This is a genomic window from Arthrobacter sp. StoSoilA2, assembly GCF_019977195.1.
Classification (GTDB): domain Bacteria; phylum Actinomycetota; class Actinomycetes; order Actinomycetales; family Micrococcaceae; genus Arthrobacter.
Genome location: NZ_AP024643.1, coordinates 1747122 through 1771900 on the forward strand (window position 1 = coordinate 1747122; position 24779 = coordinate 1771900).

The 24779-nt window shown below is 62.5% G+C and carries 27 protein-coding genes; 22 read left to right on the forward strand and 5 right to left on the reverse strand.

Annotated elements, in window-relative coordinates:
- Positions 1-30 precede the first annotated feature (30 nt).
- Positions 31-492, forward strand: coding sequence for a DUF1579 family protein (locus tag LDN82_RS08020; RefSeq protein ID WP_224166985.1), 462 nt, complete (start codon positions 31-33; stop codon positions 490-492).
- 33 nt (positions 493-525) lie between these two features.
- On the opposite strand, the gene LDN82_RS08025 is transcribed toward LDN82_RS08020, so the two are convergent.
- Positions 526-792 carry a MoaD/ThiS family protein gene (locus LDN82_RS08025; RefSeq protein WP_224092308.1) on the reverse strand — a complete coding sequence of 89 codons (267 nt, stop codon included), beginning with the start codon at positions 790-792 and terminating at the stop codon, positions 526-528.
- Between the two features lie 4 nt (positions 793-796).
- The gene (gene moaA, locus LDN82_RS08030) at positions 797-1921 is read right to left on the reverse strand and encodes a GTP 3',8-cyclase MoaA (RefSeq protein WP_224166986.1); all 1125 of its coding nucleotides are present in this window, start codon (positions 1919-1921) and stop codon (positions 797-799) included.
- Positions 1922-2125: 204 nt separating this feature from the next.
- Here moaA and LDN82_RS08035 point away from each other — a divergent pair, with 204 nt between their 5' ends.
- From LDN82_RS08035 to LDN82_RS08075, 9 genes are all read left to right on the forward strand, one after another.
- The gene (locus LDN82_RS08035) at positions 2126-2857 is read left to right on the forward strand and encodes a response regulator transcription factor (RefSeq protein ID WP_224093930.1); all 732 of its coding nucleotides are present in this window, start codon (positions 2126-2128) and stop codon (positions 2855-2857) included.
- Positions 2844-4088 carry a HAMP domain-containing sensor histidine kinase gene (locus LDN82_RS08040; protein ID WP_224166987.1) on the forward strand — a complete coding sequence of 415 codons (1245 nt, stop codon included), beginning with the start codon at positions 2844-2846 and terminating at the stop codon, positions 4086-4088. Before LDN82_RS08035 ends, LDN82_RS08040 begins: the two co-directional genes overlap by 14 nt.
- Complete coding sequence (locus LDN82_RS08045; RefSeq protein ID WP_224166988.1) at positions 4085-5662, forward strand: molybdopterin-dependent oxidoreductase; 1578 nt, start codon at positions 4085-4087, stop codon at positions 5660-5662. Before LDN82_RS08040 ends, LDN82_RS08045 begins: the two co-directional genes overlap by 4 nt.
- A gap of 59 nt (positions 5663-5721) precedes the next feature.
- Positions 5722-6954 carry a gephyrin-like molybdotransferase Glp gene (glp, locus tag LDN82_RS08050; RefSeq protein WP_224166989.1) on the forward strand — a complete coding sequence of 411 codons (1233 nt, stop codon included), beginning with the start codon at positions 5722-5724 and terminating at the stop codon, positions 6952-6954.
- The gene (gene moaC / locus LDN82_RS08055; protein ID WP_224092331.1) at positions 6942-7496 is read left to right on the forward strand and encodes a cyclic pyranopterin monophosphate synthase MoaC; all 555 of its coding nucleotides are present in this window, start codon (positions 6942-6944) and stop codon (positions 7494-7496) included. Before glp ends, moaC begins: the two co-directional genes overlap by 13 nt.
- Complete coding sequence (locus LDN82_RS08060; RefSeq protein ID WP_223948552.1) at positions 7493-7996, forward strand: MogA/MoaB family molybdenum cofactor biosynthesis protein; 504 nt, start codon at positions 7493-7495, stop codon at positions 7994-7996. The genes moaC and LDN82_RS08060 overlap by 4 nt, the downstream gene beginning before the upstream one ends.
- Positions 7986-8441 (forward strand): molybdenum cofactor biosynthesis protein MoaE, encoded by a 456-nt coding sequence (locus LDN82_RS08065; protein WP_224166990.1) that lies wholly within the window; start codon positions 7986-7988, stop codon positions 8439-8441. The genes LDN82_RS08060 and LDN82_RS08065 overlap by 11 nt, the downstream gene beginning before the upstream one ends.
- A gap of 118 nt (positions 8442-8559) precedes the next feature.
- A complete protein-coding gene (gene dapB, locus LDN82_RS08070; protein WP_224092335.1) occupies positions 8560-9318 on the forward strand; it encodes a 4-hydroxy-tetrahydrodipicolinate reductase in 759 nt (252 codons plus the stop codon).
- Positions 9319-9322: 4 nt separating this feature from the next.
- Positions 9323-9811 carry a hypothetical protein gene (locus tag LDN82_RS08075; protein ID WP_224092337.1) on the forward strand — a complete coding sequence of 163 codons (489 nt, stop codon included), beginning with the start codon at positions 9323-9325 and terminating at the stop codon, positions 9809-9811.
- Here LDN82_RS08075 and LDN82_RS08080 read toward each other — a convergent pair.
- Positions 9787-11022, reverse strand: coding sequence for a heparan-alpha-glucosaminide N-acetyltransferase domain-containing protein (locus LDN82_RS08080; protein ID WP_224166991.1), 1236 nt, complete (start codon positions 11020-11022; stop codon positions 9787-9789). The two genes, LDN82_RS08075 and LDN82_RS08080, sit on opposite strands and share 25 nt — an antisense overlap.
- 71 nt (positions 11023-11093) lie before the next feature.
- Positions 11094-11720, reverse strand: coding sequence for a TOPRIM nucleotidyl transferase/hydrolase domain-containing protein (locus LDN82_RS08085; RefSeq protein WP_224166992.1), 627 nt, complete (start codon positions 11718-11720; stop codon positions 11094-11096).
- Between LDN82_RS08085 and LDN82_RS08090 the strand changes: the two genes are divergently transcribed.
- From LDN82_RS08090 to LDN82_RS08120, 7 genes are all read left to right on the forward strand, one after another.
- On the forward strand, positions 11719-12054 hold the full coding sequence (locus LDN82_RS08090; RefSeq protein WP_224092341.1) for a hypothetical protein: 336 nt from the start codon (positions 11719-11721) through the stop codon (positions 12052-12054). The two genes, LDN82_RS08085 and LDN82_RS08090, sit on opposite strands and share 2 nt — an antisense overlap.
- Before the next feature lie 74 nt (positions 12055-12128).
- Positions 12129-13040 carry a 4-hydroxy-tetrahydrodipicolinate synthase gene (gene dapA / locus LDN82_RS08095; protein WP_224166993.1) on the forward strand — a complete coding sequence of 304 codons (912 nt, stop codon included), beginning with the start codon at positions 12129-12131 and terminating at the stop codon, positions 13038-13040.
- Between the two features lie 27 nt (positions 13041-13067).
- Positions 13068-14759: a ribonuclease J gene (locus LDN82_RS08100; protein WP_224092342.1), complete on the forward strand. Its 1692-nt coding sequence runs from the start codon at positions 13068-13070 to the stop codon at positions 14757-14759.
- Between the two features lie 73 nt (positions 14760-14832).
- Positions 14833-17697 carry a DNA translocase FtsK gene (locus LDN82_RS08105; RefSeq protein ID WP_224166994.1) on the forward strand — a complete coding sequence of 955 codons (2865 nt, stop codon included), beginning with the start codon at positions 14833-14835 and terminating at the stop codon, positions 17695-17697.
- A gap of 9 nt (positions 17698-17706) precedes the next feature.
- Positions 17707-18309, forward strand: a complete 603-nt coding sequence (gene pgsA, locus LDN82_RS08110; RefSeq protein WP_224092346.1) for a CDP-diacylglycerol--glycerol-3-phosphate 3-phosphatidyltransferase — start codon at positions 17707-17709, stop codon at positions 18307-18309.
- Positions 18306-18818: a nicotinamide-nucleotide amidohydrolase family protein gene (locus LDN82_RS08115; protein ID WP_224166995.1), complete on the forward strand. Its 513-nt coding sequence runs from the start codon at positions 18306-18308 to the stop codon at positions 18816-18818. Before pgsA ends, LDN82_RS08115 begins: the two co-directional genes overlap by 4 nt.
- Positions 18819-18956: 138 nt before the next feature.
- Positions 18957-19391 carry a helix-turn-helix transcriptional regulator gene (locus LDN82_RS08120; RefSeq protein WP_216925260.1) on the forward strand — a complete coding sequence of 145 codons (435 nt, stop codon included), beginning with the start codon at positions 18957-18959 and terminating at the stop codon, positions 19389-19391.
- 122 nt (positions 19392-19513) lie between these two features.
- On the opposite strand, the gene LDN82_RS08125 is transcribed toward LDN82_RS08120, so the two are convergent.
- Positions 19514-20062, reverse strand: a complete 549-nt coding sequence (locus LDN82_RS08125; RefSeq protein WP_224166996.1) for a MarR family transcriptional regulator — start codon at positions 20060-20062, stop codon at positions 19514-19516.
- Positions 20063-20130: 68 nt separating this feature from the next.
- On the opposite strand from LDN82_RS08125, the gene LDN82_RS08130 reads away from it, so the two are divergent.
- The 5 genes from LDN82_RS08130 to miaA all read left to right on the forward strand — a co-directional run bounded on the left by LDN82_RS08130 (position 20131) and on the right by miaA (position 24725).
- The gene (locus LDN82_RS08130) at positions 20131-20328 is read left to right on the forward strand and encodes a DUF3046 domain-containing protein (RefSeq protein ID WP_263422287.1); all 198 of its coding nucleotides are present in this window, start codon (positions 20131-20133) and stop codon (positions 20326-20328) included.
- Between the two features lie 270 nt (positions 20329-20598).
- Complete coding sequence (gene recA, locus LDN82_RS08135; RefSeq protein ID WP_224166997.1) at positions 20599-21639, forward strand: recombinase RecA; 1041 nt, start codon at positions 20599-20601, stop codon at positions 21637-21639.
- Positions 21629-22171, forward strand: a complete 543-nt coding sequence (locus LDN82_RS08140; RefSeq protein ID WP_224166998.1) for a regulatory protein RecX — start codon at positions 21629-21631, stop codon at positions 22169-22171. Before recA ends, LDN82_RS08140 begins: the two co-directional genes overlap by 11 nt.
- Before the next feature lie 98 nt (positions 22172-22269).
- Positions 22270-23799, forward strand: a complete 1530-nt coding sequence (gene miaB / locus LDN82_RS08145; protein WP_224167499.1) for a tRNA (N6-isopentenyl adenosine(37)-C2)-methylthiotransferase MiaB — start codon at positions 22270-22272, stop codon at positions 23797-23799.
- Positions 23800-23819: 20 nt separating this feature from the next.
- On the forward strand, positions 23820-24725 hold the full coding sequence (gene miaA, locus LDN82_RS08150; RefSeq protein ID WP_224166999.1) for a tRNA (adenosine(37)-N6)-dimethylallyltransferase MiaA: 906 nt from the start codon (positions 23820-23822) through the stop codon (positions 24723-24725).
- Positions 24726-24779 lie beyond the last annotated feature (54 nt).

Here is a 24779-nt window from a genome sequence, read left to right on the forward strand (position 1 = left end):
TCATGCTGCCCTGCTCACATTGGAGTCGTGATGGATGTGCCCTCAAAAGGACATGCCGCAGAACTGCTAAGGGACTTTATTGGACACTGGCGGGGGATCACCGAGATAGCACAGTCTCCATGGGGCGCAGCGCGGACCGCAGAGGCCGAAGCCGTTTTCACGCAAGCTGCGGGGGGCTACGCCGTTGTGCAGAGCTACCGACACCGTGAGCCGGATGGAACGCATTTCGAAGGGCACGGGATGTTCACAGTGGATCCGGCCCATGGGGATACGCTCTGGTATTACGTGGACAGCATGGGCCGGCCACCAAGTGCCCCGGTGCGCGGTACATGGCATGCGGGGACGCTGACGGTGGACCGGCGAACGCCGGAGGGCGTAGCCCGGCACGCGTTCCGTGTTGAAGATGGCGTCCTGGTGCACACCGCGGAACTGCGGCTTGAGGGCACGGCCGAGTTCACTCCTTTGCTCAAGAGCGTGTTCCGGAAAACCTGACGGCTTATGAATCCGGGTTTGTTGCCTCTGCCCTTAGCCGCCTGCGAACGGAGGAAGGACGTCGATAACATCCTCGGCGCCCAGAGGAGCAGAAGGGTCTCGAACCGCTACCTCATTCCTAAGGAAGCTGCTGCGGGCCACGATGCGGGCAAGCGTTGGTGTCCCCTCCGGAGGCAAAGGACGTTCGACGGCGAGGGCAGCTTCCAGCAAGGCCTCGAGGCTGGATCCTTCCGGGAGTGGATGGATTTCCTCTTCGACACCTGCAGCGGCGCGTGCGGCAGCGAAGTAACGTACAAGCAAGGGTTCAGCCTCCGATTGCGCTCATGCTGCGGTCCGGCTGCACGAAGTCCGGTGCGCCGAGGCCAGTGTGGTCCATGCCGTGGGCTTTGGGTTTGACCCACATGGCGTCCTGCCAACGTTGGGCAAGCTCCTCATCCGTTGCGCCTTCCCGAAGCAGTCCGAGGAGATCGAACTCCTCACGGGAGAACAGGCAGCTCATGATCTTGCCTTCAGCCGTAATCCGGGTGCGGCGGCAGTCTGAACAGAACGGTTCGGTGACCGATGCGATGATCCCGACTGTACCGAGGACCGCCCCTTCAGCTTCACCCGTTGCCTGGTTCCGGCGTCGTACTTCAAATCGTTCGGCAGGGGCGCCGTCGCGTTCCCGCGGGTCCGGACCGAGGACAAAGTCCTTTGACAGCAAATCCCGGATTTCAGCCGCAGTGATCATGTTGCGCCGGGTCCACCCGTGGTCGGCATCCAGCGGCATCTGTTCGATGAAGCGAAGTTCGTAGCCACGGTCCAAGGCCCAGGCGAGGAGGTCAGGAGACTCGGCATCGTTGATGCCCCTCATCAGCACGGCATTCAACTTGACCGGACCAAGACCGGCAGCCCATGCGGCGTCCACGCCGGCGAGGACACGGTCCAGGAAAGGCCGGCGCGTGAGCTTGGTGAAGGTTTCCTCGTGGAGCGAATCCAGGGAGACGTTGATCCGGGTGAGTCCTGCGGCTTTGAGGGCGGCCGCTTTCTTGTCCAGGCCCACGCCATTGGTGGTCATCGAAATGGGAAGGTCAGGGTGCTCGTTCCGGATGCCTGCAATGACGTCAACCAGATCAGCCCGGACCAACGGCTCACCGCCAGTGAGGCGCAGTTCCCGCACGCCCAGGGCGCCAACGCCTACACGCACAATGCGAATGATTTCGTCTTTGGTCATCACCGCCTGCTTGGAGAGCCATTCCAACCCTTCCGCAGGCATGCAGTACGTACACCGCAGATTGCACTTGTCTGTCAGGGAAAGGCGCATATCAGTCGCGCGGCGTCCATAGCGGTCCCACAAACCGGTGGGCGTGCCAGCTGGACGCGGCGGCGGAACCGGGCCGCCTGCAGCGCTGCCCAAAGGAGGCACAGGCATGCCAAGCTGAACACTCATGAATTCAGGCTACGCCACCGTGGGCTGAACAGTGATACCGGCTACATTTCGTTTCACTCAGCGGACATTGGTTCGGCTGATCCTGAAAAGGCCGCGGCCATGTCCGGTGCCCTCGGCAGTTCTTACGGAATGCGGACATTCACCCGGAAGTGACCCCTATCCGATGCCGGGCAGCTTCGGCGTACCTATGCTGAAAGCGTGAGCATGCAATCGGCATCAACAGCGGCAGAGCCCGGCAATCGCCGCATCCTTCTCGTCGAAGACGAGCAGACCATCGCTGATGTCGTCCGCGACTATCTCCTGCAAGCCGGGTTCCAGGTTGACGTGGCCGGGGATGGGTTCTCGGCGCTCAGGCTCGCAGCAACCCGACAGCCGGACCTTGTGATTCTGGACCGCATGTTGCCCGGGCTGGACGGTGTGGAAGTGTGTCGCCGGCTCCGCCAGAGCATGAGCGTGCCGGTCATCATGGTTACGGCACTGGGAACCGAAGATGACCGCATCCTTGGTTTGGAGATGGGCGCGGACGATTACGTCACCAAGCCGTTCTCGCCGCGGGAGCTTGTCCTTCGCGTCAAGTCCGTCCTTCGCCGCAGCGTGAAGGAATTCTCCCCCGAACCACCTGTCGAATTGGCAGGCTTTGAACTGGATCCCGCATCCCGGACCGTCACGCACCGTGGAACGCCGCTGACTTTGACGGTGCGTGAGTTCGATCTCCTGGCCTTCATGCTTCGCAGGCCAAACCAGGTCTTCAGCCGGGAAGAACTCATCAAGGCAGTCTGGGGCTGGGACTTCGGCGATCTTTCCACTGTGACCGTCCATGTGCGGCGCCTCCGCGAGAAGATCGAAGTCAACCCCACCAAGCCTGAGCTCCTTAAGACGGTTTGGGGCGTTGGCTACAGGTTCGACGCCAAGGGGGATGGCCATGGAGGGCACTGAGCTTGCAACCATCCTTGCCTGGGTGCTCCTGTGGGCAGTGGTCATCGGTGCCATCACGCTTGTGCTGCTACGTGTCCTTCGCCGGGCTTCGGTGTTGGCCCAGATCTGCCTGGTTGTGGTGGCTACCGTGGCTGTCCTTGTGGCAGGCATGGTCAGTGCGTTCAATGCCATGTTCATTTCCGCCAGGGACCTTGAGGTCATGTGGTACATCCTGGCCATGGCTTCGGCAGTAGCAGTGGCCTTATCGCTCGTGCTGGGAGCCGGGGTATCCCGGAACGCGGCGCGCCTTGTGGCGGCGGCCAGGAGACTGGGCCGGGGCGAAACCCTGGACCACAGCACTAAAAACGGAAAGCGGACCGGACCTGCCATGACCTCGGAACTCGCTGAACTGGCCCAGGAACTGGAGGCCAGCAGCCGTAACCTTGCGGAGTCGCGGGCCAGGGAAGCCGCCATTGAAACCGCGCGGCGCGAGCTCGTCTCGTGGATTTCACATGACCTCCGTACTCCACTTGCCAGCATGCGCGCCATGACCGAAGCCCTTGAGGACGGCATGGTGGCCGATATCCCGGAGTACTACCGGAAGATCATCGGGCAGACCGAACAAATGACTGCCATGGTCAACGACCTTCTGGAGTTGTCCAAGATCCAGGCTGGAAGCCTTCGCTTGCGCGCCGAGTCCCTGGACCTCTACGACCTTGTCAGTGATGCTCTGTCCGATCTGGCGCCGCTGGCCGCCCAACGCGGCATTACGCTCACCGGCGGAGGAGACCGCGAGTGCATGGCTGTGGCCGACGGACCCAGCATGGCAAGGGCGATCCGGAACGTGCTGCTCAACGCGATCATTTACAGCAGGCCGGACACGGACGTTCACACCAGCGTGGGGCGCGACAACGGAAACGCCGTGGTCGCAGTTCAGGACCACTGCGGGGGCATCCCGGAGGAGGACCTTCCCCACCTGTTCGAAACCGGCTGGCAGAAGGACCCTTCAAGGGGGAACCCGGCGGGATCGCAGGGAAGCTACAGCGGAGCAGGAATCGGATTGAGCATGGTGGCTGGCATTGTCAAGGCGCACGGGGGAGCGGTGAAGGTGGAAAACGTCGACGGCGGTTGTCGGTTTGCGCTGTCACTTCCGGCTGGTTCGCTTCCTTCTGGTTCCCTCCCTGCGGGTTCTGTTCAAACAGGATCTGTTCAAACAGGATCTGTTGTGGATCGCCAAGGAGGCGCAGCATGAGAAAGCCCGGATTCTGGGCTGCGGTTGCCGGTGTGGCGGCCGGGGGAGCCGGCATTGCGGCAGGCGAGCTGAGCGCGGGCTTCCTTAGCCCCCTCGTTTCGCCAGTGACGGCACTGGGCGGCGCCGTCATCGATTCCGTTCCTCCCGGAGTGAAGGACCTCGCCGTACAGCTCTTCGGGACGGCGGACAAGATCGTGCTGGTCGCTTCCATCCCGGTTGTGGCCGTGGTTCTGGCTGCCCTGGCCGGGATTCTGGAGCGCCGTCGAACCGGACTCGGACTTGTTCTGGCGGCGTTGGCCGGTGCGGCGGGCCTCAGCGCTGTCCTGACCCGGGCCCAAACAACACCGCAGGCCGCCATCGCACCCATCGTGGCCGCCGTCGTCACCATGCTGCTGCTCCGCACGCTGATTCGCCGCCTAGGCACGTGGATGCCGCTACGTGAAGCGTCAGCCGGCGTGGTGCCGTCAGATCCGGCCAGTGCCTCACCTCCGCCGGAACCTGCCCCTCTGGCACGGCGGAGCTTCCTGAACGCCGTGGCGGCCACATCGCTTGCGGCAGCCGTAGGCGGAGTGGTCACCAGTATCCTTACGCGGGCCACCACCGTGGCTTCCGGTTTCAGGGGCTCTTTAACGCTGCCGGCTCCATCGACGACGCAGCAGGCTATCCCTGCAGGGGCATCGCTGCCCCTGGAAGGGATCAGCCCCCTGGTGACACCGAACCCTGACTTCTACCGGATCGACACCGCTTTGACTGTGCCGGCCATCGATCCTCCACAGTGGAAACTGAAAGTGACCGGAATGGTGGATCGCGAGGTCGAACTCGACTTCGCGACGCTCCTCACAAAGCCCATGACGGAGCGGCACATCACCATCGCGTGCGTGTCCAATGAAGTGGGCGGCGACCTCATCGGTAATGCCCTGTGGCTTGGCTGGCCTGTACGGGAACTCCTGGCCATGGCCGGTCCCAAACCAGGGGCAGACATGGTGCTTTCCACCAGCAACGATGGCTGGACGGCAAGTACGCCCCTGGAAGCGCTCACGGACGACCGCGACGCCCTCCTTGCCGTTGGCATGAACGGCGAGCCGCTGCCTCTGGAACACGGATTCCCGGTGCGGATGATCGTGCCGGGACTCTACGGCTTCGTCTCGGCAACCAAATGGCTCACCGAACTCAAGGTCACCCGGTTTGCGGACGACACCGCTTACTGGACTCCCCGTGGCTGGAGCGATCACGGCCCCATCAAGACGCAGTCCCGCATCGATGTACCGCGTAGTGGGCGCACGGTCAAAGCAGGTAAAGTGCAATTTGGCGGTGTGGCCTGGGCCCAGCATCGTGGGGTGGACCATGTGGAGCTCCGTGTCAACCGTGGCCCCTGGCGACAGGTGATGCTTGCACCAGGGATATCCGCGGATACCTGGTACCAGTGGCAGCTGGGAGTTGACCTCTCACCCGGCGACTATGAAGTCCAAGTGCGTGCCACGGACTCTACGGGCAAACCACAAACCGAAGACCGGACCCCCGTAGCTCCCGACGGCGCCACCGGCTATCACACCATCAACGTCAAGGTCACATAAAGGCCCTACTCTGGGTACGTCCTGATAATCTCCGGACAGGAGCGTGACCACACAGGAGGATGTCCTTGCCCAGATCCGTTGCTGCCCATCGCGACGCCGTGGTGGAACTACTGAGCGGTCCTGCCGCCACCATGGCCACTGAACAGCTGCCACTGCTTGACGCGCTGGGCAAGGTGCTGGCCGTGGACCTCCACGCGCCACTTTCCCTGCCGCCATTCGCCAACTCCCAAATGGACGGCTTTGCCGTCAACTCTGCCGGGATTCCCGACGGCGGCGCGAAGCTACGGGTGGCGGCACCTGTTCCGGCGGGGGCGGCTCCGGAGGTGCTGAAGCCAGGCTTTGCCGCGCCCATCATGACCGGCGCCATGATCCCCGAGGGCGCCGACGCCGTAGTCCCCATTGAGCGGGCACGCCCTAGCACTTTCCCGAATCCCGAGGCAAGGGATGTTGAGGTTGAACTCCCCGCCGTTGCTCCCAATACCTATGTTCGGCACGCGGGCAGCGACATCAAAGAAGGGGACCTGGCCCTTCCCGCAGGTACCTGTTTAGGACCCACTCAGCTTGGCCTGTTGGCCGCGCTGGGGTTGACCGCCGTCGAAGTCCGCAGGCCATGGCATGTCCTGCTGGTCACCACGGGCGATGAAGTCCTGGAACCGGGCCGGAATCTTACGCCCGGCAAGATCTACGACTCCAACGGAACGCTCCTGGAAGCATCCATGCGCCAAGCAGGCCTTGACGTCGTGCGAAGCCGGATCTCCGATGATGATCCCGCGCAATTGCTCGAACTGCTTCGCAGCCACCTTGGCAGCGATGACGGCCGGCGCCCGGTAGACCTGATAGTGACCACCGGCGGCGTCAGCAAGGGGGCATACGAGGTCGTCCGGCAAGCCATGGCCGCCCAGCACGTGGAGTTCCTGCCCGTGGCCATGCAGCCAGGAGGCCCACAAGGAATCGGCCGCTTTGAAGGCGTTCCGTTCCTCGGCTTTCCGGGCAACCCTGTCAGCTGCCTCGTTTCCTATGAGATGTTCCTGCGCCCTGCCCTTTCGCTGATCCACGGCGTCCCGGCAATGAGGCCGGTACAGCGGGCGCGTTTGGTGGAACCGCTGCATTCACCAGAGGGCAAGCATCAAGTCCGCCGCGGAACGGTGCTGCCTGACGGCTCCGTCCGCATGGAGGGTGGCGCGGGAAGCCACCTGGTGCATGCCTTGGCACGCTCGAACGCATTGGTGCAGATCCCCAGCGACGTCACGGAACTCGCTGAGGGAAGCGAAGTGGAAGTATGGATGCTGTGAATGAAACTCCCACGAACACGTCCGGCAACACCGGCGGCCTGACCCATCTCCGTCAAGACGGTACCGCCCAGATGGTGGATGTCTCAGAGAAAGCAGTCACCACCCGTGAGGCGACAGCCACGGCCACGGTCCGCAGTACTGCCGAAGTCCTGGCCCTTCTCGGCGCCGGCGAACTTCCCAAGGGCGACGCGCTCGCAGTGGCGCGCGTGGCAGGGATCATGGCCGCCAAGAAGACACCCGAACTGATCCCGCTGTGCCACCCGTTGCCGATTTCCAAGGTCACGGTCGATTTTGAGCTGGGAGCCGACTCGATCGAAGTACTGGCGACTGTGAAGACGCGTGGTGTCACCGGCGTCGAAATGGAAGCTCTCACCGCTGCCTCTGTAGCGGCCCTGAGCGTCTACGACATGATCAAGGCCGTGGATAAGCACGCAGTCCTGACGGATATTCAGGTGCTGGCAAAAAGTGGTGGCAAAAGTGGGGATTGGAAGCACGGTGACTGGAACCGGGGCAGTTCGGCGCCGGAAAGAGCCCAAGCATGAGTGCGTGCGAACCAAACGCCCACGGGCCGCGGAAGGCCGGCGTCGTCATAGCGTCCACGCGTGCGGCAGCGGGAATCTACGCCGACGAAACAGGCCCCGTCATCCTGGACTGGCTCAAGGAGCACGGCTTTGATGCCTTTCCCACCATGGTGGTGCCGGATGGCGAGCCCGTTGGCGCGGCTTTGAGGGCGCTCCTGACCCAGCAGCCCGCAGTCGTCATCACCAGTGGCGGAACGGGCCTGAGCCCGGACGACAGGACGCCGGAAGTAACCTTGCCGCTGCTGGATCGTGAGATCCCGGGCATTATGGAAGGCATTCGGCGGGCGGGCGCTGCAAAGACGCCCATGGCAATGCTGAGCCGTGGGCACGCAGGAGCAGCAGGAAAGACATTCATCATTAACTTGCCCGGTTCCCCGAAGGGCGTCATGGACGGCTTGACCGTCCTGGATCCGGTGATCGGGCACCTTTGCGATCAATTGGAAGGAAGCCATGGGCACTGAAACAGACTTTGAAGTTGTTAGCGCGGTCCTGAGCACCGAGCCCATCTCCGTGGACCAGGCAATTGCCGCGGTGGAGTCTGACACCGCCGGGGCAGTAGTCAGCTTCAGCGGCGTCGTGCGCAACCACGATTCGGGCAAGCCCGTGGACCGCCTGAGCTACAGCGCGCATCCGACAGCGCACCGAATCATGGCCGACGTAGTCGCGCAGTTGGTGGCCGAGCACTCCGGCGAAGCAGCGCAGCCCGTCAGGATTTGGGCCGCACACAGGATCGGGATGCTGGAGATAGGTGATCCCGCGTTGGTGTGTGCCGTGGCGGCCGCCCATCGGGGCCAGGCGTTTGCCGTTTGTTCAGAACTTGTGGACCGGGTCAAAGAACAGGTGCCTATTTGGAAGGAACAGTTCTTCAGCGACGGCACCGTGGAATGGGTCGGGGCCGGGGAGTAAGAGGGTACGGCCCGGGGAGTAAGAGGGTACGGCCCGGGGAGCAGGGGGAAGGGCCCGGGGGAGTGGTTGCGAAGTCACGGTTCCTGCCGCACCCCGGCCCGGCGGTAGGGTTAAAGGCATGACCGAACAACTTGCCGTTGCAGTGCTGGGCGCCTACGGGCGCATGGGAATTGAAGCCGTGAAGGCTGTTGAAGCAGCCGACGATATGAAGCTGGTAGCGGCTCTCGGTCGCGGCGATTCCCTGCAGACGCTGCTCGACGCAGGTGCCAAGTATGTTGTGGACCTGACTGTTCCGGACACTACCGAGGCCAACGTCCGTTTCGCGGTTGAACATGGCATTCATGCAGTGGTCGGGACCACCGGTTGGGATGGGCAGCGCCTTGGGTCGTTGCGGACGCTTTTGGAGCAGAAGCCGGAAACGGGCGTTCTGATCGCCCCGAACTTTGCTTTGGGTTCCGTGCTGGCGTCGGCGTTTGCGGCGAAGGCTTCGCAGTACTTCGAGTCCGTGGAGATCATTGAACTGCATCACCCGAACAAGGTTGACGCTCCTTCAGGTACGGCCGTGCGTACTGCACAGCTGATTGCCCAGGCCAGGCAGGAAGCGGGTGTGCCGGCAAGTCCTGACGCCACGGAAACGTCCTTGGACGGCGCCCGGGGCTGCGATGTGGAGGGTGTACGTGTCCACAGCGTGCGGCTCCGCGGGCTGGTGGCGCACCAGGAAGTGCTGTTCGGCGGGCCTGGTGAACAGCTGACGCTGCGCCATGACTCCTTCGATCGTGCCTCGTTCATGCCAGGTGTGCTGCTCGGGCTTCGCAAAGTTGCGGAGCACCCAGGCTTGACCGTGGGCCTGGATGGCTACCTGGACCTGGGGCTTTAGGATCATGGGAACTTTTTGGGAGTCTGTGAAGAAAAACCGCACCAAAATCTGGGTTGGTGCCATCACCCTGCTCTTGGTGTTGTATCTGGTGGTGTCCCTCCAGCGTTCCATCCTGTTGCTTGGTGATCCCAATCCGGTGGCAAAAGGTATCGGCGCGGCTTACCTCGTTTTGCCTGTGATTGGCGCTTGGGCGCTCATTCGTGAGCTGCTGTTTGGGGCGCGGACCGAACAGATGGCCAAGGTCCTGGAGGCCGAGGGAGGCCTTCCTGTGGACACCTTGCCGCGCACGCCCGGTGGCCGGATTGTCCGGGCTGCCGCTGACGCCGAGTTCGAAAAGTATCGTGCTGAGGCCGAGGCAGCACCCGGGGATTGGCGTTCCTGGTTCCGGCTGAGCTGCGCCTACGACGCCTCCGGCGATCGCAAACGTGCCCGCGCTTCAATGCGCGACGCCGTGAAGCTCTTCCGCTCTCAGCCCACGGTGGCCGGGCGGTAACTGCCCAGGCGCGACGCCTGGTGGGCCAGCCACTCCAGTGGTCCGCGCCAGCGCAGGAGGGCAAAGCAGACGCCGATGCCTACAGCGGCCAGGGCCTGCGTCCAATACATTCCTTCGTCAGTCCACCCTGCTGGCAGTGGCTCGTTGTGGAAACCGGATACCACCCAGACGTGGAGTGAATACAGCGTGAGGGTCATGGCGCCCGGACCGCTGAGGAGTATGAGGAAGTTGACCTTGATGCGTTGGGCAAGGGTGCCCAGCATCAGGAACAAGCCGACGACGGCGGCAGCCACGCCACCGGTGTGAAGCAGATCCAGGGTGGTGCCGGCATGCGGTGCCGCGCTTGCCAGCCACCACCACGAGTCCACCTGCTGCAATCCTGTCAGGTTCACTTGGAGCATGCTCTCCAGCGGGTATCCCCGTGTTCCCGGCAGTGCTTCCAGTGCGGCGCGGCCGCCCCATACCTCCATGGCCAGGGTTCCTACGATTTTCGCCAAAGCGGCCACCGCGAATCCGCAGGTGAACAGCAGCAACTGGACGTTCGCCGTCGTGAGCGCCAAACGGCCGATCGCCAGTCCGATCAGCAAATAGGCGATCCATTGGAACACCGGGTAGTAGCCCGTGAAGAACAAGTCGGCGACCAAGCGTCCCGGTGTCTCAAGGTCCTCGCTGTTTGGGTTGTGCCCCAACTGAAGGGGAGGGTTGGCGTCGAGCAGCCAGGGCCGGACGAGGTAGGCGATCAGGGGTGAGACCAGTACCCAGCCGAGCGCCCATAAGCAGAGCGCTTTCAGTCGCAATCCCAGAAACGGCAGGATGCACAGGAACAAGACGGCATAGTGCACCAGGATGACCGCGACGTTGACGTCCAGACCCCCAAGCGTCAGCCCGACCACGGCAATCACCAAGGCGCGCATCGCGACACCGCTTCTCGCCGCCCAGAGGTCCAGGCCCTGGCGCGGCTCCTGCTTTCCGGTGGTGAGTGCCAACCCGATTCCGGCGAGGACTGCGAACAGCGCAGCGGACCTGCCCGAGAAAACCAGTCCGACCCACGTGGGTTCCCACTGGGGCGAGGGGCCGAACGTCGGCATCAGATGGGTGGCCATCATTCCGAGCAAGGCCAGGCCGCGGGCGGCATCTATGCCCGTAAGGCGGGTGGAGACTTTGCGTCCCCTGGGCACCTTCCGGGCTGGCGCCGTCTCTTGCGAAGTCATGCTGCGATCGTCTCACAAGGGACTGTGGCCCTGCTGTGAAGCGGGCTGGAAGCATCGTGGCAGCAGATGGCTCATTGCGGAAATGATTCCACGAGACGGGCGAGCGGTGGGGGTGCCTGTCCCGCCGGCAGTGCGTCGACGAGCAGGGAGGCGTACCGGATTTTGTTGCCGCTGCGTCCCCCGAAGAAACGGCGCAGCTGTGCCGGTGCCGGCTTGCCGCGCTGTGAGGGCTGGCGTTGGAGGAGCCGGAACGAAGCAAGCTCACCTTGGGCCGCAATGACGTTGAGCACCGCATCGACGCCAAGGCAGCGGATGAGTTCGTCCTCCAGATCCGCTTGGCACACGTGGAAGCCGCTCCCGGACAAGGAGCCGGAACCAAGGCCTGCCCGGCTGAGTGCGCGGGCGATGCCCTGTGCTTCGCCTGCATCGCAAAGTCCGAGTAACCGGTGGTCCGTGCCTTTCGGGCCGTAGCGGTCAAGGAAGCGAACGATGTTGGTCGCGCCTCCCATCGGCACCACAGCGACGCGCTCAGCCTTCAGGTCATGGCCAAGGCGAATGGCCAGTGTCTCCACCGCAAGCCGGTCACTTTCGCCCTCCACCAACACAGTCGTCACCCGCATGGAACCAGTATGAACGACACACGCTGCCGGCCCACAGGCCTTGTCTTCGAATATATGTTCGAATAACATGGCCTTCATGAACGATGCTCCAAAGCCTCCGGAAGGCCTCCAGGGACCCATGAGGGCGATGAGTCCAGGTGTTGTCGACTTCCTTTTCAGGCAACTCGTGGCAGGTGAACCGCCGGAAGATGTCCAGTGGCGCAGCGAGGGAACGGTCCTTGCCGAGCAGGCGCCGGGTGCTGAGCTTGCACGTCGCCTGGCTGAAACGGACCTTGAGGCCCTCACGCCAAGGGAACTCTTCGACTACGTTCGCGCGTCCCAGCGTTTGGTTGCCTGGGCGGAACAATTGAAGGAAAAAGCGGTCGCGCAATATTGCTCTGAGGGCACTGCCAGGACGCCCAAGCCCGCATAGTCAGCAGGGCCGATGACGACCATCACGCGGAACCCATTCCCGGAACATGGCTGTGACAGGGTAACGTTTTTCTTATGTCTGACTCCCGCGCCCACATTCCCGCACTTGGTACCCTGCTGACCGCCATGGTCACCCCGTTCACCGAGGATGGCAAGGTCGACTACGACCAAGCCGCGGCGTTGGCGGAGAAGCTGGTCCAGGACGGTTGCGACGGACTCGTGGTCACCGGTACCACTGGAGAGACCTCAACCCTTACTGACGAAGAAAACCTCGGCATGTTCCGTGCGGTCAAGGAAGCCGTGGGGGGCAAAGCTGCCATCATTGCCGGAACCGGCACCAACGACACCGCGCACTCCGTGCATCTGTCCCAGCGCGCGGCCCAGATTGGCATCGACGGCCTTCTGATCGTCACTCCTTACTACAACAAGCCCAGCCAGGCCGGCGTTCGCGCCCACTTCGAGACGATTGCGTCCTCTACGGACCTGCCGGTCATGCTCTACGACATCCCCGGCCGCTCGTCCATTGCCATCGCGCCCGAGACCATGATCGGGCTTGCCAAGCACCCGAACATCGTGGCCGTCAAGGACGCCAAGGCGGACTTCGCCGCAGCCACCCGCGTCATGGCCGAGACCGATTTGGTCTTTTACTCAGGCGACGACGGCCTCACGCTGCAGTGGATGGCGCTGGGGGCAGCAGGCCTCGTGGGCGTGACCACGCACGTGGCCACCCGCCGATTCCGCGAACTCATTGACGCTGTCAATGCCAATGACCTTGCCACGGCGCGGGCCATCAACTTTGAACTGGAACCCGTGGTGCGCGCAACCATGACGCGGGTCCAAGGCGCTGTAGCCGCCAAGCAGATTCTCAAGTGGCAGGGAGTCCTGCCCAACTCGGTTGTCCGTTTGCCCCTCGTGGAGCCGGACGAGGCCGAGATCAAAACCATCCGCGGGGATTTGGCGGAAGCCGGAATGGACTTCAACGTCTAGGACGGCACCGCCGGAAAGAAGCACAATATGACCCAAACAGCCCTTCCTGGACTGGTTACTCCGCCGAAACTGCCGCAAGGCACACTGCGGATTGTTCCGCTAGGTGGACTGGGGGAGATAGGCCGCAACATGGCGGTCTTCGAAATCGACGGCAAGTTGCTGATCGTTGACTGCGGCGTACTTTTTCCCGAGGAAACGCAGCCCGGCGTTGATTTGATCCTTCCCGACTTCTCTTACATCGAGGACCGGCTGCAGGATGTTGTTGGGGTGGTGCTCACGCATGGCCACGAAGACCACATCGGTGCTGTTCCGTATCTGCTGCGCCTCAAAGCTGACATCCCGTTGATCGGCTCCCAGTTGACGCTGGCCTTGGTGGAGGCGAAGCTGCAGGAGCATCGGATCAAGCCGTACACGCTGACCGTCAGCGAGGGCCAGGTGGAGCAGTTCGGCCCGTTCGAATGCGAATTCATCGCAGTGAACCACTCGATTCCCGACGCCTTGGCCGTCTTCATTCGCACCGCGGGCGGCACTGTCCTGCATACGGGCGACTTCAAGATGGACCAACTGCCTTTGGACGGCCGCATCACTGACCTCCGCCACTTCGCCCGCCTGGGCGAAGAAGGAGTGGACCTCTTCATGGCGGACTCCACCAATGCCGACGTTCCCGGGTTCACCACCGCCGAGAAGGAAATCGGCCCCACCCTTGACCGCTTGTTTGGGCAGGCGAAGAAGCGCATCATCGTGGCTTCCTTCTCCTCCCACGTTCACCGCGTCCAGCAGGTCCTCGACGCCGCAGCCAAGCACGGCCGCAACGTTGCGTTCGTCGGCCGTTCCATGGTCCGGAACATGGCTATCGCAGCCAAACTGGGGTACCTTGACGTGCCCAACGGGATCCTGGTGGACATCAAGAACATTGACAATCTCCCCGATGACCGGGTGGTCCTGATGTCCACCGGTTCCCAGGGCGAGCCCATGGCAGCACTCTCACGCATGGCAAACGGCGACCACCGTGTGGTTGTTGGCCAGGGCGACACCGTGATCCTGGCCTCCAGCCTTATTCCAGGCAACGAGAATGCCGTGTTCCGCATCATCAACGGCCTGCTGAAGCTCGGTGCCGATGTCATCCACAAGGGAACGGCCAAGGTTCACGTTTCCGGGCACGCAGCTGCCGGCGAATTGCTCTACTGCTACAACATCCTTGAGCCCCTCAACGCGATGCCTGTCCACGGTGAAACCCGGCACCTGATTGCCAACGGAAACATTGCAGAAGAGTCCGGCGTGCCCTCCGAAGGCATCATCCTCAGCGATAACGGCACTGTCATTGACCTGAAGGACCACAAGGCCAACATCGTTGGCCAGGTAGAGGTCGGCTTCGTCTATGTGGACGGTTCCAGCGTTGGTGAAATCACCGATGCGGATCTGAAGGACCGCCGTATCCTGGGCGACGAAGGCTTTATCTCCATCATCACGGTCATTAACCGCACCACCGGCAAGATCGTCTCCGGACCGGAGATCCATGCACGCGGGGTGGCGGAGGACGACGCCGTCTTCGACGAAATCATCCCCAAGATCAACGCTGCGTTGGAAGAAGCCGTGCTCAACCACGCAGACCACACCAACCACCAGCTGCAGCAGGTTGTGCGCAGGATCATCGGAACGTGGGTGAACCGGAAGCTTCGTCGCCGTCCCATGATCATTCCTGTGGTCCTGGAAGCGTAGTCCACCGGCAACATGCATCCAAGGGGGCCTGAAATCCGCGGATTTCAGGCCCCCTTGCGGTAGCGTGGCAACCATGGCGACCCGTACTTCCTCCACGCCACGAGGCAGCTCCAGCAGTAAATCCGGCGGCACAGGCCGGGGCGCAGCTGCATCCAAAAGCAGTGCAGCCACGTCCAGGAACGGCCGGGGCAGCAGTGCACGCTCCAAGCAGCCGGCCGCCGTCGAGCCCCACGCGCCGCTGCCGTTGCGCATGCTCGCAGGCGCCTGGCAGGGTATTGGCCACGTTGTGGGCGCAGGAGTCCGCCGGATCGGGTACGACGTTAGCGACCTCGATCCCGCCGATCGCCGCGACGGCGCAGCCCTGTTCAACCTGGTGCTGGGAATCGGCATTGCAACGTTCGCCTGGTGGGGTCTGACAGGATGGCTGCCTGACGCCGTCTACAGCGTGGTCAACGGCACGTTCGGCTGGATGTCGCTTGTTTTGCCTTTCATGCTTTTCATCTGCTCTTTCCGCCTCTTCCGCAAACCGCAGGATAGCCGCGGCAACAACCGCGTTGGCATCGGCTTCATGATCATGACTTTTGCCGGCTCCGGCTTGGCCCACATTATTGGTGGCCAGCCCACCGTGGCTGATGGCTTTGATGGTCTGCGCAGGGCGGGTGGAATGCTGGGCTTCCTTGCAGCGTCTCCGCTGGCTGCCATCCATGCCATTGTCCCGGTGATCGTCTACAGCCTGTTGGCCTTCGTATCGGTGCTGATCGTCACGGCCACGCCGTTCGGGGCGATCCCCTCCAGGATCCGCTCTGCCTACGAGCACCTCATGGGCGTGGACCTCATGGACGCCGAGTCCGGCAAGGATGCCCATGATCGCAGTTACCTCTATGAAAACGGGGCTGTTGCACAGCCCAAGAAGAAGAAACGGATGCGTCTCTTCGGCAAGGATGAGGACACCGATGCCGGTTTGGAAGGCTACGTCGGTGACGAGGCCTTTGAGCACGCAATAGTCGACGACGACGAAACTCCCCAACCGTCTGCACCCCGGGTTCCGCCGGGCGTACGTCGCCCCACCCAGGCCGAGATAGCGGTGGGTAAGATCAAGGCTGCCCAGGGCCTGGGTGCTGCTCCCGGCATCGACAACCCCACCGAGGCCATTCCCGTCCTCACCCCGGAGATGACCGCACCCACTGTGGCGCAGGTTCCGGCCAGGCCGGCAACGCCGCCTCCGCCGCCGACGCCCATTCCCCAGCGAACGGAGCAACTGTCCCTGGCAGGGGACGTCACGTACACCCTGCCGGCTTCAGACTTCCTCACGCCAGGTTCCATTCCGAAAGAGCGCACCGAGGCCAATGACGCCGTCGTGGCCGCCCTCACGGACACTCTGACGCAGTTCAACGTCGATGCCGCCGTGACCGGCTTCAGTCGCGGCCCCACAGTGACACGCTATGAAATCGAGCTGTCTCCCGGCACCAAGGTGGAGCGCGTAACGGCGCTCTCCAAGAACATCTCCTACGCGGTGGCATCCAGCGACGTACGCATCCTGAGCCCCATTCCCGGTAAGTCCGCGATCGGCATCGAGATTCCCAACACGGACCGCGAAACGGTCTCCCTGGGTGATGTGCTGCGCAGCCAGAACGCACGCCGGACCGACCACCCCATGGTCATGGGTGTCGGCAAGGACGTCGAGGGTGGTTATGTAGTGGCCAACCTTGCCAAGATGCCCCACCTCCTGGTGGCCGGTGCTACAGGTGCTGGTAAATCAAGCTTCGTGAACTCCATGATCACCTCGATCCTGATGCGCGCTACGCCTGACGAAGTCCGCATGGTCATGGTGGACCCAAAGCGCGTTGAACTGACTGCCTATGAAGGCGTTCCACACCTGATCACACCCATCATCACCAATCCCAAGAAGGCTGCCGAAGCCCTGCAATGGGTGGTTCGCGAGATGGACGCCCGCTATGACGATCTCGCCAACTACGGTTACAAGCACATCGACGACTTCAACAAGGCGGTCAGGGCAGGAAAGGTCACTCCGCCGGTTGACTCCAAGCGTGTCATCAAGCCCTACCCGTATTTGCTGGTCATCGTGGACGAGCTCGCGGACCTCATGATGGTGGCGCCTCGCGACGTCGAAGATTCGATCGTTCGCATCACCCAGCTGGCCCGTGCCGCGGGCATCCACCTGGTGCTGGCTACGCAGCGACCTTCCGTGGACGTTGTTACGGGCCTCATCAAAGCCAACGTGCCCTCCCGCATGGCGTTCGCCACCTCGTCCGTTACGGACTCCCGAGTGGTGCTGGACCAGCCGGGCGCCGAAAAACTTATTGGCCAGGGTGATGCGCTCTTCTTGCCGATGGGCGCTTCCAAGGCCATGCGTGTGCAGGGTGCCTGGGTGACGGAATCCGAAATCCATAAAGTTGTGGAACACGTCAAAGGCCAGTTGCAGGCCGTGTACCGCGACGACGTCGCCGCCGAGGCTCCCAAGAAACAGATCGACGACGACATCGGAGACGACCTCGAGGTGCTGCTCCAGGCCACCGAATTGGTGGTCACCACCCAGTTCGGTTCCACCTCCATGTTGCAGCGCAAGCTTCGTGTCGGTTTTGCCAAGGCCGGACGCCTTATGGACCTCCTGGAGTCCCGCGGCGTCGTGGGTCCCTCCGAGGGGTCCAAGGCCCGCGATGTCCTGGTCAAGCCGGATGACCTCGCTGCCGTGCTTGCTGCCATGAAGGGACAGGAATCCCCGGCTGCGCCTGACGCCCACACTGCGGCCCTGAGCGATAACGCGAACTCCAACATCGCCGTCGGCGGTTATGCCGAGGACCTGGTGGCAGCGGATCTGGACAACCGGACCCAGGCTGTTGAATATTTCGACGGCGCCGACGGCTCCGATGACGAGGACGAGGATGGCGAGGACGCCTGGTCGCTCACCGGACGGTAGCCTAGAGGGGTGACTACAGCCGAAGGTGACAACGCCTCTTCCAGCAGCTCCGACGTCTGGAACCTTCCCAATATCCTCACGATGCTCCGCATCGTCCTGGTTCCGTTTTTCGTCTGGTTCCTCGTGGCAGATGACAGCCATCAAGGCATTTGGCGGTGGGCGGCAGTCGTGGCCTTCGCCGTAGCGATCTATACCGACAAGCTCGACGGCGATATCGCCCGCGCGCGTGGCCTTATCACCAACTTCGGCAAGATCGCGGACCCCATTGCGGACAAACTGCTCATCGGTTCAGCGCTGGTGCTCTTGTCCATCCTCGGGGAACTGCCCTGGTGGGTGACTATCCTCATCCTGGTCCGCGAGTGGGGCATCACGGCACTGAGGTTCTTTGTGATCCGCTACGGCGTCATGCCGGCCTCACGCGGCGGAAAGCTGAAAACAGTCATCCAGACGGTGGCCATCTTCCTGTACATCCTGCCGCTCGAGGCGATCGCACCGTGGTTGGTCATTGTGGCCTTCTGGGTCATGATGGCCGCCCTTGCCATCACGCTATGGACCGGAGCGGAATACGTCGTCCAGGCGCTCCGGCTTCGTGCCGCTGGCCGCGGAGCATGAGTCACCCCGGAGACGCTGCCGAAGCGGCAGCGCTGGCGACGGCGGCAGTGGCCCTGTCGCTGGGAAAGAGCCTGACCGTGGCGACGGCGGAGTCGCTGACAGCCGGAATGGTGGCGGCAAGCCTGGCCAACACTCCCGGTGCGTCCGGAATGTTACAGGGCGGCGTGGTTGCTTATCAGAACTCCGTGAAGGCCTCCGTCCTCGGTGTTGCAACGGAACTGCTTGATGCCGTTGGTTCAGTGGACGGCGCAGTAGCTGAGGCGATGGCGGAGGGCGCCAGGCGGGCCTGCATGGCCGACGTCGGAATATCCACCACCGGGGTGGCTGGTCCGGAGCCCCATGACGGCAAACCCGTGGGAACTGTTTTTGTTGGCGTCGCTACGGGAACCGGCACGGGGTCGTTTGAATTCAGCTTTTCGGGGGACAGGCAGAGTATCAGGCAACAAGCCTGTGAAGCTGCGCTGGCGCGCCTGCTTGATGCGCTGGAAGGGGTTGGTTACCGTTCGTAAAGTAGCCGGGAACAAAAACTCATTGCCAATAGTTGTGTCATTGTGTCGCTTCGGAACAGCCGGGGCGCCTAGGATGTAGAAAACCACACCGGTCCGCCAGTCAGCGAACCGGATGAACGAGGGAGCAAGGCGATACAGATGGTAAAGCAGCCCGTATCCGTAAACGGCGTTGTCCGCTGGAAGGATGTGGGCTTGGCTAAGCAGGCACAGAGCGAACAGAAGGAGCGCAAAATGGTTGTACTACGCCACGAAATCGGTGATGTACTGCGCGATGTCCGCCAGCGTCAGGGCCGTACCCTCCGCGAGGTCTCGCACAGCGCCCGTGTCTCACTTGGATACCTGAGTGAGGTTGAACGCGGCCAAAAGGAGGCTTCTTCCGAGCTCCTGTCCTCTATCTGCACCGCCCTGGACGTTCCGTTGTCCAGCATGCTCCGCGAAGTCAGTGACCGCGTGGCTGTTGCGGAGGGCGTAGCTGTTCCGGACACCGTTCCGCAGGAATTCTCCCAGCGTTACGGTCGCGATCTTGACCTGACCGACGACTTCCCGCAGGGCATGCTCTCCGGAGCCCGGTAACGGTCACACCCACACATCAGGAATTAGCACGAAAGGTCCCCAGCCTACGGCTGGGGACCTTTCGCGTCCGGCGACATTTCGCATGTGCTGCTGCGCGGCCTAAAGCCGGGTTTGGAGGCGCGTTAGTCCTCGGTGGGATTGGTGGTCTCCCCGGACTCGGTCTCCTTCAGGGTGGCGTCCTTGATGATACTTTCACCGTAGACGGCGTTGAGCCGGCCCATGTAGTCGGCCAGGGTTTGGACATCCTCCAGGGGCCACTCACCGAGTCGCTCACGGAACACCTGCCGGCGGGCGTCCTGGACCTGGTGCATCTTCTCTTCGCCTTTTTCCGTCAGGCGAATGGACTGGGCGCGCCCGTCCTGCGGATCTGCCTCCTTGTAGACCAAGCCGATGCTTTCCAGAAATGCGATCTGGCGGCTCACTGAGGGCTTGCCCACTCCGATGCACGAGGCAAGGTCCGTCAGGCGGATGGGGCCTTCGCGGCGAATGATCGTCAGCAGTCCGTACGCGGCAGGCTCCATGTCGGGATGGACCTGGCGGGACAACTGATGCGAGATGGAACGGGCACGGCGCCAGAGCAAGCTCAGCTGGTGTTCCACCTGCTGAAGGGCGTCGTCTATGGTTTCGCCTGGCACGGCCTCGGGGGGCGTGCTCTGGAGAGGATTGCTCATGGCAACCATTCTAGAGTCCGGCGTCGTGAGAGACTCTATCCGTGAGGGCAAGTGACTTTTGGCGATTAATGGACGATGAATTTGGGGCAGGCTATTCCCGCGTCCTGGCCAATTCCCTGGTGCTGGCCGGGGTGGGAGGGCGGACTGCCGTAGAGGCGCTGGCTGCCGGCTACCAGCCACGGGAAGTCTGGCTGGCTATATGCGAAGTCCAGGATGTCCCTTTGGAGCGCAGGCTCGGCAGGGATATCAAGCCTGCGGCCAACTGAAGTCTCCGGCCATGTTTGCCGGGGGACTTCCAGCCCTGTGGTGGTGACACGCCCGCGCGCGTTGTTCGAATATCTGTTCGGATAGGGATATGCTCCTGTGAGAGGAAAATTGTTCCTGAAGGACGCATTCCACAGGCAATCCGAGGGTTGGTTATCCACATAGCCCACATCGGCTTCAAAAAATGTCAGGGAGCCGTAATAGCGTCTGACATGACAGGAAAGCGGCCATTCAGGCCACTCCACAGCGAGAAAGCATCAGAGGTGTGAACCATGGCGGCAACCCCGGATCGTGAAAAGGCGCTCGAAGCAGCGCTTGCCCAGATCGACAAGCAGTTCGGCAAAGGCTCCATCATGCGCTTGGGTGATGACACCCGCGCCCCGATCGAAGTCATTCCTACTGGATCCATCGCACTGGATGTCGCCCTTGGCATTGGCGGCCTGCCCCGTGGCCGCGTCGTGGAGATCTACGGCCCGGAATCCTCTGGTAAGACCACAGTGGCGCTGCACGCTGTAGCCAACGCGCAACGTAACGGTGGCATCGCGGCCTTCATCGACGCCGAGCACGCCCTTGACCCCGATTACGCCGCCAAACTTGGGGTGGACACGGACGCACTGCTCGTGTCGCAGCCGGACACTGGTGAGCAGGCCCTGGAAATCATGGACATGCTTGTGGGCTCCGGCTCCCTGGACATTATCGTCATTGACTCCGTGGCTGCCTTGGTCCCACGTGCTGAAATCGAGGGCGAGATGGGCGACTCCCACGTCGGCCTTCAGGCGAGGCTCATGAGCCAGGCCCTGCGAAAGATCACCGGTCGCCTGAGCCAGACCAAGACCACCGCCATCTTCATCAACCAGTTGCGTGAGAAGATCGGCGTCTTCTTTGGATCGCCCGAAACCACCACCGGTGGTAAGGCCCTGAAGTTCTACGCCTCAGTGCGCATCGACGTCCGTCGCATTCAGACGCTGAAGGAAGGTGCCGACTCCGTCGGTAACCGGACCAAGGCCAAGATCGTCAAGAACAAGATGGCCCCGCCCTTCAAGATTGCTGAATTCGACATCATCTACGGCCAGGGCATCTCCCGGGAGGGAGGCATCATTGACATGGGCGTAGAGCACGGCATCATCAAGAAGTCCGGCTCGTGGTTCACGTACGACGGCGATCAGCTGGGCCAAGGCATGGAGAATTCACGGCGCTTCCTGCGTGATAATCCGGAGCTGGCACAGGAACTTGAGCGTCTCATCAAGGAAAAGCTTGGCGTGGGTGTCAAGCCGGAGGCAGATTCCCCAAAGCTGAAGGCCGTTGACGGCTAGAACCGGGCCGGACCCGGAGTCCTCCGTCTCCGGCGATCCTGAGCCTGATCCCGAATCCGTGGCCCGCGCCATCGTCTTGCGGCAATTGACGATGGCGCCACGGAGTCGGCTGCAGCTGTCCCGCAAGCTGGCCGAGCGGAATGTCCCTCCGGATGTTGCTGAGGCTGTGCTGGACCGCTTCGAGGAAGTCCAGCTCATTGACGACGCTGAGTTTGCCAGAATGTGGGTGCGCAGCCGCTCCCAAAGCAGAAAACTGGCCAAAGGTGCCATTCGCCGTGAGCTGACGGAGAAGGGTATCGAGCTCGATGATGCCGAGGAAGCACTCTCACAGCTCAGCGATGAAGACGAGGAAATCGCCGCTCGTGAGCTCGTTGAGCGCAAACTGAGGCCAGGCGTGGATCTCTCCGATCGTGCAGAACGTGACAAGTACACCCGTAGGCTGGCATCCATGCTGGCCCGGAAGGGCTATGCCCCTTCGATGGCCTTCCGGATCGTCGGTGAGGTACTTGCCCAAGCCGGTACCCTTGAGTAGTGAGTTTGACCATTCCTTCCCCCTCAGCAGAAACCACGCCTTCGGCCGTAGCATTGGCAACCAATGCTGATGCCCAAGTGACGGATGTCCGTGCCCCGATGGAATCTGCCGCGTTTGAACCTGCGCCGTCTGAATCTGCCCCGTTTGAACCGAGGACGTATCAGGTCCGCACTTTCGGCTGCCAGATGAACGTCCACGATTCCGAGCGTATGGCTGGCCTCCTTGAGGATGCTGGTTACGTGCCCGCCGAGGGTGAGGTTGCGGACATCGTGGTGTTCAACACGTGCGCCGTTCGGGAAAATGCCGACCACAAGCTTTATGGAAACCTTGGCCAGCTTCGGCAGGTCAAGGCAGCCAACCCTGGCATGCAGATCGCCGTGGGCGGTTGCCTCGCCCAGAAGGACCGGGAAACCATCGTCAAGAAGGCTCCTTGGGTGGACGCTGTGTTTGGCACCCACAATGTAGGAGCACTTCCGGCACTGCTGAAGCGGGCGCGGCACAACAACGAGGCCCAGCTCGAAATTCTGGAGTCCCTGGACGTCTTCCCGTCCACGCTCCCCACCAAGCGCGACTCCGTCTATTCCGGTTGGGTTTCGATTTCAGTAGGTTGCAACAACACCTGCACGTTCTGCATCGTGCCATCGCTCCGCGGCAAGGAGAAGGATCGGCGTCCCGGAGAAATCCTGGCCGAAATTCAGGCCTTGGTGGACGACGGCGCCGTGGAAGTTACGTTGCTGGGCCAGAACGTGAACTCCTACGGGGTTGAGTTCGGTGACCGCTTGGCCTTCTCAAAGCTTCTGCGTGCATGTGGTGAGATCGAAGGCCTTGAACGCGTACGCTTCACCAGCCCGCATCCGGCAGCGTTTACGGACGACGTCATTGATGCGATGGCCGAGACACCCAACGTGATGCCGCAGTTGCACATGCCCCTGCAATCGGGCTCGGACAAGGTACTCAAGGATATGCGGCGCTCGTACCGTTCCAGCAAGTTCCTTGGCATCCTGGACAAGGTGCGTGAGCGGATTCCCAATGCGGCCATCACTACGGACATCATTGTTGGCTTCCCCGGAGAAACCGAAGAGGATTTCCAAGCGACGCTCGACGTCGTCGAGAAATCGCGGTTTGCCTCAGCCTTCACCTTCCAGTACTCCAAACGGCCTGGTACGCCTGCTGCCGAGCTCCCGGAGCAACTTCCCAAAGCAGTGGTCCAGGAGCGTTTCGAAAGGCTGACCGCCCTTCAGGACCGAATCGCCGCGGAGGAGAACGCAAAGCAGCTGGGTCGCCGTGTGGAGATTCTGGTGACAGCGCAGTCGGGCCGCAAAGCAGAGGAAACGCACCGGTTGTCCGGCCGGTCCAAGGATCAGCGACTCGTTCACTTCTCGGTACCTGATGGTGCGGAAACCCCCCGCCCAGGTGACTTTGTCACCGTGACCATTACCGAAGCCGCGGCATTCCACCTGGTTGCCGATCCTGCCGGCCTGGACGATTACATGTTGCGCCGGTCAAGGGCTGGTGACGCCTGGGATCGTTCGCAGGCAGACTCCTGCGGTGTTCCGAGCGCGGGTGCGGCGTCGGGCAGTAAAGGCGTGTCTTTGGGCATGCCGTCGCTGCCTGTTCGCGGCGCCTAACGCCCATTATTCGAGGTCGAATGGCTCCCTCCCATGCCGCGCCGCCGGTCATCGCAGTCGTAGGCCCCACCGGTTCCGGTAAATCGGACCTGGGCGTCGAGCTGGCCCTTGCCCTCGATGGTGAGGTCATCAACGCTGATGCCTTGCAGTTCTATCGGGGCATGGACATCGGGACGGCCAAGATCACTGTGGACGAGCGCAGGGGTGTGCCACACCATCTGCTGGACACAAAGGATGTCACGGAGGAAGCCAGCGTGGCGGACTTCCAGGCGGAATGCCGCGCCGTCATTAGTGACGTGCACGCCCGCGGCAAGCGCGCCATCATGGTGGGGGGTTCTGGCCTCTATGTGCGGGCCGCCCTGGATGTTCTGGAGTTTCCCGGCACGGACCCTGTCTTGCGAAAACGGCTTGAGGACGAATGGGAAACGTTCGGTCTGGCGCCGTTGCGGGCCCGGCTTGAAAAGGTGGATCCCATCTCGGCGGGGCGTCTGGGGGATGCCCGGCGGGTGATCAGGGCCTTGGAGGTCTACGAAATGACGGGACGGCCGTTCAGCTCGTTCATGCCGCAACGCGAGTACTTCCAGCCGGCCATACAGATTGGCCTGGCTGTGGAACGGGAGGTTCTGCGGGAGAGGCTTGCGCTCCGCGTACACCGGATGGTGGATGCGGGCTTGCTCCAGGAAGTGGAACGCCTTGATGCGGCTGGGCTGCGGCACGGCAAGACGGCCTCGCGTGCCTTGGGATATGCGCAGTTCCTCAGGGTGCTCGACGTCGAAGCCACTATCCCGGAGGCAGCTGAGGAAACCATTGTGGCCACGCGGCAGTTCGCCCGGCGGCAATTGACCTGGTTTCGGGCCGATCCCCGCATCGCCTGGCTTGATTGGCAGGACCCTGACCTTGTGTCCAAGGCAGTGGCGCTGGCCTAGCCGCACCGCCACTCCCATACAGCAATTTCTGACCGAACCTGCCCGGCGGGTAGC